10 protein-coding genes and 1 pseudogene are annotated in these 16,061 nt (G+C 68.9%); 8 read left to right on the top strand and 3 right to left on the bottom strand.

The genetic code is table 11. The annotated features are described in order from the left end of the window. Nucleotides 1–23 precede the first annotated feature (23 nt). Nucleotides 24–1,469 carry an N-acetylglucosamine/diacetylchitobiose ABC transporter substrate-binding protein gene (gene ngcE / locus ACWDZ4_RS14295; RefSeq protein WP_451508685.1) on the bottom strand — a complete coding sequence of 482 codons (1,446 nt, stop codon included), beginning with the start codon at nucleotides 1,467–1,469 and terminating at the stop codon, nucleotides 24–26. A 465-nt stretch (nucleotides 1,470–1,934) separates the two neighbouring features. On the opposite strand from ngcE, the gene ACWDZ4_RS14290 reads away from it, so the two are divergent. The 4 genes and pseudogenes from ACWDZ4_RS14290 to ACWDZ4_RS14275 all read left to right on the top strand — a co-directional run bounded on the left by ACWDZ4_RS14290 (nucleotide 1,935) and on the right by ACWDZ4_RS14275 (nucleotide 6,941). Continuing rightward, nucleotides 1,935–5,771: a GH92 family glycosyl hydrolase gene (locus ACWDZ4_RS14290; RefSeq protein ID WP_451508684.1), complete on the top strand. Its 3,837-nt coding sequence runs from the start codon at nucleotides 1,935–1,937 to the stop codon at nucleotides 5,769–5,771. Between the two features lie 132 nt (nucleotides 5,772–5,903). Beyond that, nucleotides 5,904–6,017, top strand: a pseudogene (locus ACWDZ4_RS14285) (helix-turn-helix domain-containing protein); the annotation flags it as partial. A gap of 71 nt (nucleotides 6,018–6,088) precedes the next feature. Beyond that, entirely contained in the window at nucleotides 6,089–6,745 is a 657-nt protein-coding gene (locus ACWDZ4_RS14280) for a DUF5753 domain-containing protein (RefSeq protein WP_451508683.1), read from the top strand. Next, complete coding sequence (locus tag ACWDZ4_RS14275) at nucleotides 6,729–6,941, top strand: DUF397 domain-containing protein (protein ID WP_451508682.1); 213 nt, start codon at nucleotides 6,729–6,731, stop codon at nucleotides 6,939–6,941. Before ACWDZ4_RS14280 ends, ACWDZ4_RS14275 begins: the two co-directional genes overlap by 17 nt. 70 nt (nucleotides 6,942–7,011) lie before the next feature. Here ACWDZ4_RS14275 and ACWDZ4_RS14270 read toward each other — a convergent pair whose 3' ends face one another. Continuing rightward, nucleotides 7,012–9,858, bottom strand: coding sequence for an aconitate hydratase (locus tag ACWDZ4_RS14270; protein ID WP_451508681.1), 2,847 nt, complete (start codon nucleotides 9,856–9,858; stop codon nucleotides 7,012–7,014). Between the two features lie 1,030 nt (nucleotides 9,859–10,888). Here ACWDZ4_RS14270 and ACWDZ4_RS14265 point away from each other — a divergent pair. The 3 genes from ACWDZ4_RS14265 to ACWDZ4_RS14255 all read left to right on the top strand — a co-directional run bounded on the left by ACWDZ4_RS14265 (nucleotide 10,889) and on the right by ACWDZ4_RS14255 (nucleotide 13,881). Then, entirely contained in the window at nucleotides 10,889–11,614 is a 726-nt protein-coding gene (locus ACWDZ4_RS14265) for an FAD-binding oxidoreductase (protein WP_451508680.1), read from the top strand. Nucleotides 11,615–11,983: 369 nt separating this feature from the next. After that, on the top strand, nucleotides 11,984–12,337 hold the full coding sequence (locus ACWDZ4_RS14260; RefSeq protein WP_451508679.1) for a hypothetical protein: 354 nt from the start codon (nucleotides 11,984–11,986) through the stop codon (nucleotides 12,335–12,337). Between the two features lie 14 nt (nucleotides 12,338–12,351). After that, nucleotides 12,352–13,881 (top strand): helix-turn-helix domain-containing protein, encoded by a 1,530-nt coding sequence (locus ACWDZ4_RS14255; RefSeq protein WP_451508678.1) that lies wholly within the window; start codon nucleotides 12,352–12,354, stop codon nucleotides 13,879–13,881. A gap of 582 nt (nucleotides 13,882–14,463) precedes the next feature. Here ACWDZ4_RS14255 and ACWDZ4_RS14250 read toward each other — a convergent pair. Continuing rightward, nucleotides 14,464–14,655, bottom strand: coding sequence for a hypothetical protein (locus ACWDZ4_RS14250; RefSeq protein ID WP_451508677.1), 192 nt, complete (start codon nucleotides 14,653–14,655; stop codon nucleotides 14,464–14,466). Nucleotides 14,656–14,845: 190 nt separating this feature from the next. Between ACWDZ4_RS14250 and ACWDZ4_RS14245 the strand changes: the two genes are divergently transcribed. Next, entirely contained in the window at nucleotides 14,846–15,973 is a 1,128-nt protein-coding gene (locus tag ACWDZ4_RS14245) for a hypothetical protein (protein WP_451508676.1), read from the top strand. Nucleotides 15,974–16,061: the final 88 nt, after the last annotated feature.

Genomic DNA, 16,061 nt, shown 5'->3' with positions numbered 1-16,061 from the left:
ATGCCGCTGCTGGTGACGCGTTGTCACTGGTGCTTGAAGTGCTTGATGGACTGGTCCTTGGCGGCCTTGTCGGCGAAGCCCTGGATCTTCTTGATGGTCTCGGCCGGAGTCGCGCGGCCCGCCATCATCTCGCCGATTCCGGCGACGCCGATCTGCTCCTTCTGCAGCTTCACGTACCAGTCCTGGAGACGCGGGTTGACCACGTTCTCGCCGGCCTTGTCCAGCGCGGCGACGCCCGACTTGAGGCCGTCCGACAGCTCGATGCCGTCCGTACCGCCGTTGAAGGCGGACAGCGACTTCGTGCTGGTCGTGAAGGACTTCGAGGATGCCTCGCTGAGCATGATGCGCAGCTGCTCCATGCCGCCCTCGGGGTTCTTCGCGTTGGCCGGGACGATGAAGGGCTCACCGCCGGAGGCCCAGATGGTGCCGAAGGGCAGCTTGTCCGAGGAGTCGAGGCCGGACGGCGCGCCCACGGACAGCTTGAAGTCCTTGGGGATGATCGCCGCTTCCTCGTTCTCCACCCAGGAGCCGTTCGGGATGAACAGCGCCTTGCCGCGGGCCCAGGCGCCCTGCGAACCGCGGTGGTCGAGGCCGGGGGTGCCCTTGAGGATGTAACCCTTCTTGAAGAGCTCGTAGTACGCCTCGAAGGCCGCCTTGACCGCGGGGTGCTCCCAGGCCTTCGGCTCCAGGTTGTCGATCGCGTCGAGCACCCCGGCGCCACCGATCTTGGCGATGAAGGGGTACAGCGAGAACGGCACGTAGTACGGGTGCTTGCCCGGGTACGTCCAGCCCGCGATGCCCTTCTTCTTCGCCTTGGCGCAGAGGGCGAGCATGTCGTCCCAGTTCTCCGGGTACGTCGAGTCCAGCTTCTCCAGCGCGGTCTGCGAGTACCAGACGCCGTAGACGGTGTACGCGTAGTACATGATCCAGACCGGGTCGCCGTCGAACTGGCCCATCTCGACGATGCCGGGCCGCAGCGTGTCGCGGACCTTCTTGTCCGGGTCGTCGACGGAAGCGGCGTCCAGCAGCGGGGTGAGGTCGGTGAGCTGCTTCTTGCCGACCAGGACGCCCATGTCCATCTGCTGGGCGCCCGAGTTGTCGATCAGGTCCGGCGGGGTGCCGCCGTTGAAGCGGGGCTGGAGAACCGACTGGATCTTCTGCGTCTTGGAGAACTTGACCGTCGCCTTGGGATAGGTCTTCTCATAGACGGCCTTGGCGTCCTCGGCGTACTTCGTTCCGAATCCACCGTCGAAAATGACGATTTCGAGCGGCGCGCTCTCATTGACACCCAGCGGGTTCTTCCCGGTCTTCTTGCCCTTTTCGACCTTCTCGTCGCTGCCGCTGTCGCCGCTCGCGCAGGCGGACAGGAAGCTCATCGTCGGAACGGTGACCAGACCGAGTGCGGCAGACCGCTTGATCAGATCGCGACGGCCAAGGCCCTCATTGTTGTGGGCGGAGGTGGATCCCATGCTCAAGTCCTCGCCTTCTCCAGGACTCAGGCGGTGTACCGGTCGCCCGTACTTATTTCGCCTAGGCGAAGGGCCCCGCCACCGCAGTCAAATGACGCTGGGTCGTGCTGAGTTGCAGAAGGTACGGACATAGCGTTCGGCAACCGCCGCAGCAGTTTCCCCCACCGGTCCCCGCCCCCCTGGTCCGCGGCCGTGAAACGGCGTTGCAGACGCCGACAGGTATAGTCCACTTCACGTCAACTGGGCAAGATCGAAAGCAAGGTTGGGCGGCAGTCTTTCCCTAGTTGAGACCTCACGGATATGTGGAACGCGCACGCAGTCGCCCGCGTGGCTCCGCGGACGCGACGCACCTCCTTCACCTCCCCCTTCACTTGCAACACCCTTGACACCATCGGCGACTTGGCTCCCTACTGGGTCTCATGCACTGCCCATGACAACGTTGTCCAAGGGGAGGAAAAGTCCGGGATGCAGTACACACCTCGGTACGCACCACACCATGCGGCGGCCGCCGTCACAGCGATCGCCCTGCTGCTGGTGGCCACGGCCCCTTCCGCGGCCGTCGCCCGGCCCGCCCGGCCCCCGGAGCCGGAGCGCGTGTTCCGTTCCTCCTTCGAGGCCGACGAGCCCCAGCCGGACTGGCGCAACACCGTAGAAACCGGACCCGGCGGCGAGAAGCGCTCCTCGGGGGTCGACGGCGGATACAGTGCCGGGATTCCGGGCAATGTGACCGACCGCGTCGTCGAGCTGCGCGCCAGTGGCGAGAACACCGGCGGCGGAGAGGTCAAGGAGAACCTCGTCGACGTCCAGTCCGCCACCAAGTGGCTGGCCTTCGAGCCGACCGCCTGGATCGAGTTCGATCTGGATGAACCGGCCAAGCTCGTGGCATACGCCCTCACTTCGGCCAACGATCACGCGGAGCGCGACCCGAAGGACTGGACGCTCAAGGGGTCCGCCGACGGCAAGGAGTGGAAGGTCCTGGACACCCGCGAGGGACAGACCTTCGCGAAGCGCTTCGAGACGAAGAGCTACGGCTTCGAGAACACGACGGCGTACGCGCACTACCGCCTCGACATCACCCGCAACAACGGCGCCTCGGACGCCACCCAGCTCGCGGACGTTCAGTTCTCGAACGGTGACACCTCCACGCCCGCCCCGGACGACATGCGCAGCCAGGTCGACCGCGGGCCCTCGGGCTCCCCCACCGCCAAGGCGGGCGCGGGGTTCACGGGAAAGCGGGCGCTGCGGTACGCCGGCACGCACAAGCCGCAGGGCCGGGCATACGCGTACAACAAGGTCTTCGACGTCGACACGCGCGTCACGCGGGACACCGAGCTGTCCTACCGGGTCTTCCCCTCCCTCCCCGAGACCGACCTCGACTACCCGGCCACGAACGTGTCGGTGGACCTGGCCTTCACGGACGGCACCTATCTGAGCGACCTGCGCGCCGTCGACCAGCACGGCGCGGTCGTGTCCCCGCAGGGCCAGGGCGCCTCCAAGACGCTGTACGTCAACCAGTGGAACCACAAGACCTCGCGGATCGGCGCGGTCGCGGCCGGCAAGACGGTCGACCGGGTGCTGGTGGCGTACGACTCCCCGAAGGGGCCGGCGAAGTTCAGCGGCTGGGTCGACGACGTCACCCTCGCCCCCAAGGCGCCGGAGAAGCGTTTCGCCCATCTCTCCGACTACGTGTCGACCACCCGCGGCACCAACTCCAGCGGCGCCTTCTCGCGCGGCAACAACATTCCCGCCACCGCCGTCCCGCACGGGTTCAACTTCTGGACGCCGGTGACCAACGCCGCCTCCACGAGCTGGCTCTACGACTACGCCCGGGGCAACAACAGCGACAACCTCCCCACCCTCCAGGCGTTCAGCGCGAGCCACGAGCCGAGCCCGTGGATGGGCGACCGGCAGACGTTCCAGCTGATGCCGTCCGTCGCGGCGGGCACCCCGGACGCCGACCGCAAGGCGCGGGCCCTGCCCTTCCGCCATGAGAAGGAGACGGCCAAGCCGCACGAGTACGAGGTCACCTTCGAGAACGGCCTCAAGGCCGAGATGACCCCGACCGACCACGCGGCGATGATGCGGTTCACCTATCCCGGTGACGACGCGAGCGTCGTCTTCGACAACGTGTCGAACGACGGCGGCCTCAGCCTCGACCCGGCGACCCGCTCCTTCACCGGCTTCTCGGACGTCAAGAGCGGCCTGTCCACCGGCGCCACCAGGCTCTTCGTGTACGGCGTCTTCGACGCCCCGGTCACCGGGAGCGGCAAGCTCGGCGGCGGCGGGGGCGATGACGTCACCGGCTACCTGCGCTTCGAGCCGGGCGCCGACCGCCGGGTGGCGCTGCGGCTGGCGACTTCGCTCATCAGTGTGGACCAGGCGAAGAAGAACCTCGCCGACGAGATCCCGGCGGGCACCCGCTTCGAGCGCGTCAAGGACCGGGCGCGGAAAGCCTGGGACGACATCCTCGGCCGCGTCGAGGTCGAGGGCGCGAGCCGCGACCAACTGACGACCCTCTACTCCAGCCTCTACCGGCTGTACCTCTATCCGAACTCCGGTTTCGAGAACACCGGCACCCGGGCCCGCCCCAGGCAGCAGTACGCGAGCCCCTTCTCGAAGCAGACCGGGCCCGACACGCCCACCCACACCGGCGCGAAGATCGTCGACGGTGAGGTGTACGTCAACAACGGCTTCTGGGACACCTACCGGACGACCTGGCCGGCGTACTCCTTCCTCACCCCGCAGAAGGCCGGCAGGCTCGTCGAGGGCTTCGTCCAGCAGTACAAGGACGGCGGCTGGATTTCGCGCTGGTCGTCGCCCGGATACGCCGACCTCATGACCGGCACCAGCTCCGACGTGGCGTTCGCCGACGCGTACGTCAAGGGCGTGGACTTCGACGCGGAGGCGGCGTACGAGGCGGCGCTCAAGAACGCCACCGTCGTGCCGCCCTTCTCCGGTGTGGGCCGCAAGGGCATGAAGACCTCGCCCTTCCTGGGGTACGCCTCCACCGAGACCCACGAAGGGCTCTCCTGGTCCCTTGAGGGCTATCTCAACGACTACGGCCTCGCGAAGATGGGCGAGGCGCTGCACAAGAAGACGAAGAAGGCGCGCTACAAGGAGGAGTCGGCGTACTTCCTCAACCGCGCCCGCAACTACGTCAAGCTCTTCGACGACAGGGCCGGCTTCTTCCAGGGCCGCGACCTCAAGGGCGACTGGCGGGTCCCGTCCGAGAAGTACGACCCGCGCATCTGGGGTTACGACTACACCGAGACCAACGGCTGGGGCTACGCCTTCACCGCGCCCCAGGACTCGCGCGGCCTGGCCAACCTCTACGGCGGCCGCGCCGGCCTCGGCGACAAGCTCGACCGCTACTTCTCCACCCCGGAGACGGCGGCCCCCGAGTTCACCGGCTCGTACGGCGGTGTCATCCACGAGATGACGGAGGCGCGCGACGTACGGATGGGCATGTACGGGCACAGCAACCAGGTGGCCCACCACGCGACGTACATGTACAACGCCGCCTCGCAGCCCTGGAAGACACAGGAGAAGGTCCGCGAAGTCCTCTCCCGCCTCTACACCGGCAGCGAGATCGGCCAGGGCTACCACGGCGACGAGGACAACGGCGAGCAGTCCGCCTGGTACCTCTTCTCCTCGCTCGGCTTCTATCCGCTGGTCATGGGCAGTGGCGAGTACGCGATCGGCTCGCCGCTCTTCACCAAGACGACCGTGCACCTGGAGAACGGCCGCGACCTGGTGGTCAGGGCGCCGAAGAACAGCGCGAAGAACATCTACGTCCAGGGCCTGAAGGTCGACGGCAAGCCCTGGAAGTCCACCGCGCTGCCGCACAGCGTGCTCGCGCGCGGCGGGACGCTGGAGTTCGACATGGGCCCCGAGCCGTCGTCGTGGGGCACGGGCAGGAAGGCCGCGCCCGTCTCCATCACCGAGGACGACAAGGTGCCGTCGCCGCGCGGGGACGCGATCACGGGCTCCGGTCCGCTGTTCGACAACTCGTCGGTCACGGACGCGCAGTTCGAGAGCCTCGACCTGCCGGTGAAGCCGGACACCCGCGCCCTCCAGTACACCCTCACCTCCTCGGAGCGGGCCAAGGCCCCTCGGGGCTGGGTGCTCCAGGGCTCGCGGGACGGCGAGACGTGGAGAGACCTCGACAGGCGTACGGGAGAGTCCTTCGCGTGGGACCACCAGACCCGCGTCTTCACCGTCGCCCGCCCGCACGGGTACGAGAAGTACCGGCTGGTGCCGGACGGACCGGCGACCCTGGCCGAGGTGGAACTGCTGGGGTGACCCAGGCGAGGGGGGAGGACCGGTCCGGCGGCCGGTCCTCCCTGCCACGCATGTGGCGGTCGTTGTAATCGTTCGTGTGCGTAGTGTCACTGCGGACGGCTGCGCTCGGTGTGCGCGGAAGGAGCGTTGCCCATGCCTCAGCCCAAGGACCTCGATCCGTACACCGACCCGAGGTCGTTCTACGGCTCGGAACTGCGCCGCCTGCGTGAAGCCGGTGGGCACTCGCAGGAGCAGCTCGGAGAGCAGGTCTTCTGCTCCGGCGCGTACATCGGCCAGTTGGAGGGCGCGACGCGGCGGCCCAACTCGACCTGTCGAAGATGCTCGACGGTGTGCTGGGCAGTGGTGAGCACCTTCAGCGCCTGTGCCGCCTCGCACGCAAGTCGAAGGTCGCGAAGTACTTCGCCGACGCGGCGGACTTGCAGCAGCGGGCGACGGCGATCAGCGAGTACGGGTCGATGCTGGTTCCGGGACTGTTGCAGACGGAGGGCTACGCACGGGCCCTGACCCGTGGCGCCCACCCGTTCGCCGCGCAGTCGGTGATCGAGGGGCACGTCAGCACCAGAATGGAACGGGCCGAGCTGCTCGACTCGCCCACGGCGCCGGTGTTCTGGGTGATCACCCATGAGGCGCTGCGCGTGCCGGTCGGCGGTCCCGCCGTCATGCACGGGCAGCTCATGCACCTCCTCAAGGCGGCGCACGCACGGCCCCATGTCGTGCTCCAGGTCCTGCCCTTCAGCGCCGGACCGCATCCGTTCCTCGACACGAGCGTGTCCCTGATGGACTTCACCGACGAGCCGCCCGTCGTTTACACCGAAGGCGCGTATACCGGCCAGCTCGTCGAAGAACCCGCCCTGGTCGCCCAGTTCCGGTCGGCCTACGATCTGGCCAGGGCCGCCGCGCTGTCGCCGGAGGCGTCCCTGGCCCTGATCGAGTCGGCGGCGAAGGACTACACGACACATGATCACCACACCTGACCTGAGCACAGCCACGTGGCGCAAGTCCTCGTACAGCAACGGCGACGGGGGCAACTGCGTCGAGGTTGCCGACGACTGCCACGGCGGCGTCATACCCGTCCGCGACAGCAAGACCGCACCCGGGGGCCCCGCGCTCGTGTTCCGGGCCGCGGGCTGGGCGCCCTTCGTCACCGCCGTGAGGAACGGCGCGCTCTGACCGCACCGGAGTCGCAGAAGGGCCGCACCCCGTCGCTGGGATGCGGCCCTTCTGCGTCAGGCGGTGACGACTAGTTGCGGATCAGCGACCGCAGCACGTACTGCAGGATGCCGCCGTTGCGGTAGTAGTCGGCCTCGCCGGGCGTGTCGATGCGCAGCTTCGCGTCGAACTCGACGGTCTCGCCGCCGGCCTTGACGGCCTTGACCTTCAGGGTGTCCGGGATGCCGCCGTCGTTGAGGCCGGTGACGCCGGTGATCTCGAAGGTCTCCTCACCCGTCAGACCGAGGGACTCGGCCGAGGCGCCCTCCGGGTACTGGAGCGGCAGAACACCCATACCGATCAGGTTCGAGCGGTGGATGCGCTCGTACGACTCGGCGATGACGGCCTTGACGCCGAGCAGCGCGGTGCCCTTGGCCGCCCAGTCGCGGGACGAGCCCGAGCCGTACTCCTTGCCCGCCAGGATGACCAGCGGGACGCCGGCGGCCTGGTAGTTCTGCGAGGCGTCGTAGATGTACGACACCGGCGCGTCGGGCTGGGTGAAGTCGCGGGTGAAGCCGCCTTCCGTACCCGGCGCGATCTGGTTGCGCAGGCGGATGTTGGCGAACGTGCCGCGGATCATGACCTCGTGGTTGCCACGGCGCGAGCCGTAGGAGTTGAAGTCACGGCGCTCGACGCCGTGCTCCGTGAGGTACTTGCCGGCCGGGGTGTCGGCCTTGATGGCGCCGGCCGGGGAGATGTGGTCGGTGGTGACCGAGTCGCCCAGCTTGGCGAGGACGCGCGCGCCGGAGATGTCGGCGACCGGGGTCGTCTCCATCGTCATGCCCTCGAAGTACGGGGGCTTGCGCACGTACGTCGACTCGTTGTCCCACTCGAAGGTGTTGCCGGTGGGGATCTCCAGCGCCTGCCACTGCGCGTCGCCCGCGAAGACGTCGGCGTAGGACTTGTTGAACATGTCCTCGCCGATGGAGTTGGCGACGACGTCGTTGACCTCGGCCTCGGTGGGCCAGATGTCCGCGAGGTGGACCGGCTTGCCGTCCTGGTCGGTGCCCAGGGCGTCCTTGGTGATGTCCACCTTCATGGAGCCCGCGATGGCGTACGCGACGACCAGCGGCGGGGAGGCCAGGTAGTTCATCTTGACGTCGGGGTTGATGCGGCCCTCGAAGTTGCGGTTGCCCGAGAGGACCGACGTGACGGCCAGGTCGTTGTCGTTGACGGCCTTGGAGACCTCCTCGGGCAGCGGGCCCGAGTTGCCGATGCAGGTGGTGCAGCCGTAGCCGACGAGGTTGAAGCCGACCTTGTCGAGGTAGGGGGTCAGGCCCGCCTTGTCGAAGTAGTCGGTGACGACCTTCGAGCCCGGGGCGAGGGTGGTCTTGACCCACGGCTTGCGGGTCAGGCCCTTCTCGACCGCCTTCTTGGCCACCAGCGCGGCGGCGACCATGACGTACGGGTTCGAGGTGTTGGTGCAGGAGGTGATGGCCGCGACCGTCACGGCGCCGTGGTCCAGCTCGTACGTCGAACCGTCGGGGGCGGTGACCGTGACCGGGTTCGACGGGACCGCGTCGCCCGTGGCGTCGTCGTGCTGCGGGGCGCCGGCGCCGTTGTCGTCGTGGCCGTAGGCCGGGGCGTCGGAGGCCGGGAAGGACTCGGAGCTCGCCTCGTCGACCGGGGACGCGACACCGTGCGGCTTCTCCTGCTGCGGCACGCCCGCCTTGCGGTCGTCGCCGCCGGTGACGCCCGCCTCGACGTAGTTGAGTACGTCGATCTTGAACTGCTCGGCGGCGTTGGCGAGGACGATACGGTCCTGCGGACGCTTCGGGCCGGCGATCGACGGAACGACCGTCGACAGGTCGAGCTCCAGCTTCTCGGAGAAGTCGGGCTCGGCTGCCGGGTCGAGCCAGAGGCCCTGCTCCTTGGCGTACGCCTCGACGAGCGCGACCTGCTGCGCGTCGCGGCCGGTCAGGCGCAGGTACTTCAGCGTCTCGTCGTCGATCGGGAAGATCGCGGCGGTGGAGCCGAACTCCGGCGACATGTTGCCGATGGTGGCGCGGTTCGCCAGCGAGGTGGCGGCGACGCCCTCGCCGTAGAACTCGACGAACTTGCCGACGACGCCGTGCTTGCGGAGCATCTCGGTGATGGTCAGCACGAGGTCGGTGGCGGTGGTGCCGGCCGGCAGCTCGCCGGTCAGCTTGAAGCCGACGACGCGCGGGATGAGCATGGAGACCGGCTGGCCGAGCATCGCGGCCTCGGCCTCGATGCCGCCGACGCCCCAGCCCAGCACGCCGAGGCCGTTGACCATGGTGGTGTGCGAGTCGGTACCGACGAGGGTGTCGGGGTACGCCTGGCCGTTACGGACCATGACCGTGCGGGCCAGGTGCTCGATGTTGACCTGGTGGACGATGCCGGTGCCCGGGGGGACGACCTTGAACTCGTCGAAGGCGGTCTGGCCCCAGCGCAGGAACTGGTAGCGCTCCTTGTTGCGACCGTACTCCAGCTCGACGTTCTGCTGGAAGGCGTTGGCCGTACCGAACTTGTCGGCGATGACGGAGTGATCGATGACCAGCTCGGCCGGGGCCAGCGGGTTGATCTTCGCCGGGTCGCCGCCGAGCTCCTTGACGGCCTCGCGCATGGTGGCGAGGTCGACGACACAGGGCACGCCGGTGAAGTCCTGCATGATCACGCGGGCGGGCGTGAACTGGATCTCCTGGCTGGGCTGGGCCTGCGAGTCCCAACCGCCGATCGCCCGGATGTGGTCGGCGGTGATGTTCGCGCCGTCCTCGGTGCGGAGCAGGTTCTCCAGCAGCACCTTCAGGCTGTAAGGGAGGCGCGCGGAGCCCTCGACCTTGTCCAGCTTGAAGATCTCGTACGACTCGTCGCCCACGCGCAGCGTGCTGCGGGCGTCGAAGCTGTTCGCCGACACGACAGTCTCCTTCTTCAATGTGCGCGTTTCTACCGCATCCTGCCGCCACGACCCCCTGGCCATCCGCTAAGGTAAGACTTAGTTAGGTCACCCTTACCGGTCGGCGGCTCCGGTACGCCTTCGGCAGATATCTCGATGTCGAGATAACTCTAGTACATGGCCGTGGCCCGGTCATGTCCGGACCTGACCTCTCACAGCGAAAACGGGTGACCGCCGCGGTGGCGAGACAGGTGACAAGACCGGTCAGGAATCGAGAAGCGCCGGTCGCCGAGCCGCACCTGGCGTGACGTTCACGGCATCCACCGCATCCGCCACCCTCGACGTGGCCGACCCCGTGGCCGCCCACCGCTTCCACACCACCGCCTTCGGCCTGGACCCGCAGATACGCCTGCGGGCCTCCGGAGGTACCCACAACCGGTTTCCGTGGGTTCACCCTGGCGCTCACGGTGTCCCAGCCGGCCCCTGCCGAAGGACACCGGCCCCGCCACCCGGCAGATCGACGCGATCGCGCTCCTGCCGGGAGACGCGGACGGGTTCGCGTGGGGGGCCGCGTCGCCGGCGCCCGCGCCCCGAGGTGTCACCGCTGGAGAGTGGGGCGAACGAGCTGCGGGGGCACGGCCTCATGCGTGACGGCCGCTGGCTCGGCCGACGACCGCCGCAGCGGCTGTTTTCGCGCCCCTCCCCCGAGCAGTAGCGCCGCAGAACAGGTCCGGTCCTCGTCCAGGCGCTCGGCGAGCACCACGGGGCCGGCGGGCACCACGGGGTCGGCCGTCTCGCCGAAGCTGCCGGACTCGCCCTCGACCGGCCCGGCCCGGCCGGGCCCGTACCGAAGCCCCCCTTCCGCCGCTGAGGGCGTCCGGGGTGACCGGTGTGCCCGGCCCGATCCCGGAGGCCGCCCGGAGGCCGCCCGGCGCCGCGGTGGTCAGCGACCCGGCGCGCCGCACGACCGACGGCCGGGAAAACCTGACGGCAGGTGTCAGGTATGCGCAAAAGGGTCTCCACCGGACCGCGAGATGTGGAGGCACCCCCCATGACCACGAAGAATTTCCCGGACGCCGGCTTCAGGACGCTGCGCGAGGCCGTGCGCGGGCCCGTACTGCCGCCCGGCGACGAGGGGTACGACGACGAACTCGCCGGGTTCCGGACCGCCGGCCGGCACCGGCCCGCCCTGGTCGTCGGCGCGGAGGGGGCCGCCGACGTCCGGGCCGCCGTGGGATGCGCTGCGGCGCACGGGCCGCCGGTCGCCGTGCAGGCCACCGGGCACGGGCTTTCGGTGGCGGCGGACGGCGGGATGCCGATCAGTACGCGCCGGATGCGGGAGGTCCGTATCGACGCGCGGGCACGGACCGCCTGGTTCGGGGCGGGCGTGGTCCGGAAGCAGGTGGTCGGGGCCACCGCGCCCCACGGGCTGGCGCCGCTCGGCGGGTCGGCCGCCGGGGTCGGGCCGTGCTTTACACCCTGGGCGGCGGGACCGGGCTGCCGGCCCGGCAGTTCGGGTACGCCGCCGACCGGGTGCGGGGCGCGGAGATCGTCACCTCGGACGGCGGGTCGCGGTACGTCACCGCGCAGAGCGATCCCGAGCTGTTCTGGGCGCTGCGCGGGGCGGGGCTCAACTTTCGGGGTGGTGACCGGCCTGGAGGTGGACCTGGTGCCGGTCGAGCGGGTGCTCGGGGCGGACTGCACTTCGACGGCGCGCCGGTGGAGGACGTACTGCGGACGTACGCCGACTGGACCGCGGCCGCGCCGGAGGAGATGACGTCGTCGGTCGGGCTCATCGTGTACCCCGATCCGCCGCGGCTTCCCGTGGCACCGCGCGGGCGCTGTACCACGCACGTACGGACCGCCTTCGACGGCGACGCCGCGGAGGGCGAGCGGCTGGTGGCGCCGCTGCGCGCGATCGGGCCGCGGATCGTCGACGGCGTCAGGGAACTCCCGTACGGCGGAAGGGAGTCCATCCACAAGGACCCACCCTTCCCGCACGCGTACACCGGCGCCAACGCCATGCTCCGCGCACTCGACCCGGCCGCGCTCAGGGCCGTACGCGAACTGACGGGGCCCGACCGGCCCTTGATGACCGCCGTGGACCTGCGGCACCTGGGGGGGCGCGCTCGCGCGCGAGCCGGCCGTGGCGAGCGCGGTCGGCAACCGCGACGTGCGGTACATCCTGCGGGTCGTCACGATGCCGGACGGGCCGGACGCCATCGGGCAGGCCCGCCGGACGCAGGAGCGGGTGCCGGAGGCGCTCGCGCCGTGGACCACCGGCAGCTCGCTGCCGTTCCTGTACGGCGACGGGGAGCGGGCGGGCGAGGAGCAGACCCGGACCGGCCGCGCCCCGGACGCCTACCGGCGGCCGAGGGAACTGAAAGCACGCCTGGGCCCCGCCGACCTCTTCCACCTCAACCGCAGTATTTCGCCCGCCCCCGCCTCTTCGGCCACCACTTGCACACCCACCTCCCGGAATGCGTCATCTCATATCTGAGATAACCTGCCGCTATGGCAGACGACTACCTCGTACGCATCGGCAAGCTCATCCGTGACGCCCGTCAGCACCGGGGCTGGACACAGAGTCAGCTCGCCGAGGCGCTGGGCACCAGCCAGAGCGCCGTGAACCGCATCGAGCGCGGGAACCAGAACATCAGTCTTGAGATGATCGCGCGCATCGGTGAGGCTCTCGACAGTGAAATCGTCTCGTTGGGGTACGCGGGACCGATGCATCTACGTGTCGTCGGTGGACGGCGTCTCTCCGGCTCGATCGACGTGAAGACGAGCAAGAACGCATGCGTGGCGCTGCTTTGCGCCTCGCTGCTCAACAAGGGCCGTACCGTGCTCAGGCGCGTCGCGCGCATCGAGGAGGTGTACCGCCTGCTGGAGGTGCTCAACTCGATCGGCGTGCGCACCCGTTGGATCAACGACGGGAAGGACCTGGAGATCGTCCCGCCCGCCGAGCTGGACATGGACTCCATGGACGCCGAGGCGGCGCGCCGGACGCGGAGCATCATCATGTTCCTCGGCCCGCTGCTGCACCGCATGGACCGCTTCAAACTCCCGTACGCGGGCGGCTGCGACCTCGGCACCCGCACCATCGAGCCGCACATGATCGCGCTGCGCCGCTTCGGGCTGGACATCACCGCGACCGAGGGCATCTACCACGCGGTGGTGGAGCCTTCGGCCGGTCCCGGCCGCCCGATCGTGCTGACCGAGCGCGGCGACACGGTGACCGAGAACGCGCTGCTCGCCGCCGCCCGCCACGACGGCGTGAGCGTCATCCGCAACGCCTCGTCCAACTACATGGTCCAGGACCTGTGCTTCTTCCTGGAGGCCCTGGGCGTACGGGTCGACGGGGTCGGCACGACCACACTGACCGTGCACGGCGTACCGAACATCGACGTGGACGTCGACTACTCGCCCTCCGAGGACCCGGTCGAGGCGATGAGCCTGCTCGCGGCCGCCGTGGTGACGGGTTCCGAACTGACGATCCGCCGGGTCCCGATCGAGTTCCTGGAGATCGAGCTCGCGGTGCTGGAGGAGATGGGCCTCGACCACGACCGCACGGGCGAGTACGAGGCCGACAACGGGCGTACGCGGCTGGTGGACCTGACCGTACGGCCCTCCAAGCTGGAGGCGCCGATCGACAAGATCCACCCGATGCCGTTCCCCGGGCTGAACATCGACAACGTGCCGTTCTTCGCGGCGATCGCGGCGGTCGCCCAGGGCCAGACCCTGATCCACGACTGGGTGTACGACAATCGCGCGATCTACCTGACGGACCTCAACCGCCTCGGCGGCCGCCTCCAGCTCCTGGACCCGCACCGCGTGCTGGTCGAGGGCCCGACCCGGTGGCGCGCCGCCGAGATGATGTGCCCGCCGGCGCTGCGGCCCGCGGTGGTCGTCCTGCTGGCCATGATGGCGGCCGAAGGCACGTCCGTACTGCGCAACGTGTACGTCATCAACCGCGGATACGAAGACCTCGCCGAGCGCCTGAACTCGATCGGCGCGCAGATCGAGATCTTCCGCGACATCTGATCGGCGGGGTGTCGTGTCCCTTGGGGGCAAGGGGCACGACACCGCAATATGCCATCTGACCTGCGGATACCTACCTTCACAGCCCTCCACTGATCACTGTTGTTTTTCAGCACCTTGTGCAACGCACGTGCAAGATGATCTTGAATAGTTGACGATATGTCAGAGGAATCTGAGCGCCCGTCAGCCTTCACGGAGAGTTGTCGCCGAAGTGGCCTCGCAACGTCCGATGTCGGTCGTGTCACGCCGACTGGGTCTGGTTGACCATCGGCACCCACGTCGAAGACCCGGCAAACCACCCCGGTAGCCATCACGGTGCCGAGGCGGCGATCCGTGCCGATTTCGTAATGCCCTTCGGCCGTAGGACGGTCGCCGCTCCGACCGGCCGTGCCGAGCGCCAGGATTGCGTGGACGGGCGTCGGAGAAGGTCGCTCGCGTGGATCTGCGAGGTGGGCATGATGCCTTTGGCGCTATCGCAGCCGGCGTCTACGGCTGGCGCGGCGGCTGCCGGTCATCGACGTGTCTGGTCAGCGACCGCTCCGTGGTGTCGGAGCGGTCTTTGCCGTCATCCCATCGTCGCCTTGGTCACAGGGTCCGAAGGGCGAAAAGGTGGCAGTCCAGGATCTTGCGGGCCTCCGCCCGGCGGGAGCGGCGGGGGTGGACCAGGGCGACGCCGACGATGACGACGTACACGGTGATCCAGATGTACAGGGCCGTGATCAGCGCGCAGGGCAGGGGGCCGGTCGTCGGGAGCAGGCTGGTCAGTGTAGTGAGCATGGTCTCTCCTGGTTCGTTGCCGGGTGGTGTACTCCGGCGGTTCCCCAAGAAGACCAGGCGCGGTGCACCCAACCTTGGTGAAGGTGGGGGGTCTCTATGTCCAAAAGGCACGCCCCCTTCTGGCGGAGGTAGGTAGCTTCGCGGCATGTCTTCTTCTACGGGTGATCCGGGATCCGCTGATCAGCAGCTCATGAGCCACGCGCTTCGGCACGGCTTTGTGGTGTCGGCGAAGCAGCTTGCGTCGTGGCGGCGGGCGGGGCTATTGCCCAGGAACACGGCGCGGTGGCTGGGCCGGGGGCGCGGGAGCGCGTCGGTTCCGGATGACGAGGCGTTCGGCCTGGTCGTGGCGCTCGCCCGGCTGGCGCGGAGGGGCGCTCGACCCTCTCATCTGGCACTGGCCCTGTTCAGCGAGGGACACCCGGTGCCGGAGAAGACCGTACGGGAGGCCTTCGGAAAGGCTGTCCGGGGCCTGGGCGCCGGCCTCGGCGCGGAGGGTCCAGAAGCAGGGGAGGACGAGGAGGAATGGGCGGAGCGCGTCGCCGACGAGGTGGTCGCCTCCGGGCAGCGGTTCCGGCTTGTTCCCGCTCGGGCACGTCGGATCGACGAGGGCATCGCCCGGTGCATGCGCGACCGGGGGGTGGCCTGGCCGCCGCCGGAGCTGGCTGCGCTGGACCGCAACCCGGAACCTTCGAGGCCGTCCGACGGGGAAGCCACCGCTGCGGCGGTGACCACGGTGTTGCGCGGGGGTGCCGACATCACACCGCAGGGAATCGGTGACCTGCTGCGGGCCATACAGCCGGCGGGGTGGGGCAACCCGTGGGCGTCCCTGGCCGAGTACACGGTCGAGGACGTCCCGGATCTTGCCCAGGAGGTGTTCCTCCCCGACGGCGGGATGAGCACCCTCCCCGACGGCCCTGTTCGCGACACCCTGCTGCGTCTCGTGGAGGCAGCGGCCCTGGACGATCTGCGAGACGCCTGGGCGGCGAGCGGGGCGATCCGGGAATGGGCTCTCGACCTGTGCGCACGGGTCGAAGCGGAGCTGGAGGCCGACGAACTGGATGGCGCGGCCTTCGAATGGCTGATGAGCAGAACCTTTGCGTCGGGGATCGTACTGATGGCCGAGATGAGTGATCGCTACTGCTCCCCGGCGGATCGGGCGTCGACGTCCGTGGGCCTGTTGCTGATGCGGCAGGCATTCCGCGATCTGGATGAGAAGGTTCCTGGTTGCCAGTGGGAGCTACTCGACTTCCCCGGCGTGATCATGCCGCCTCCACTGCTGGCCTTCCTCCAGTCCGGCCTGACACCCTCCAGTTACTGAGATTGAACGTGTGGTGTCGTAGGGGGTGACGGCTGGCCGGTGGGTGCGGTATCACCGAAGGCATGCGGTATCCACAAGGGGGCGGGCT

The sequence above is a fragment of the Streptomyces sp. NPDC003016 genome (genome assembly GCF_053591455.1).
The sequence above is the reverse complement of the archived record's forward strand: the minus strand, read 5'-3'. Positions and strand labels throughout refer to the sequence as shown.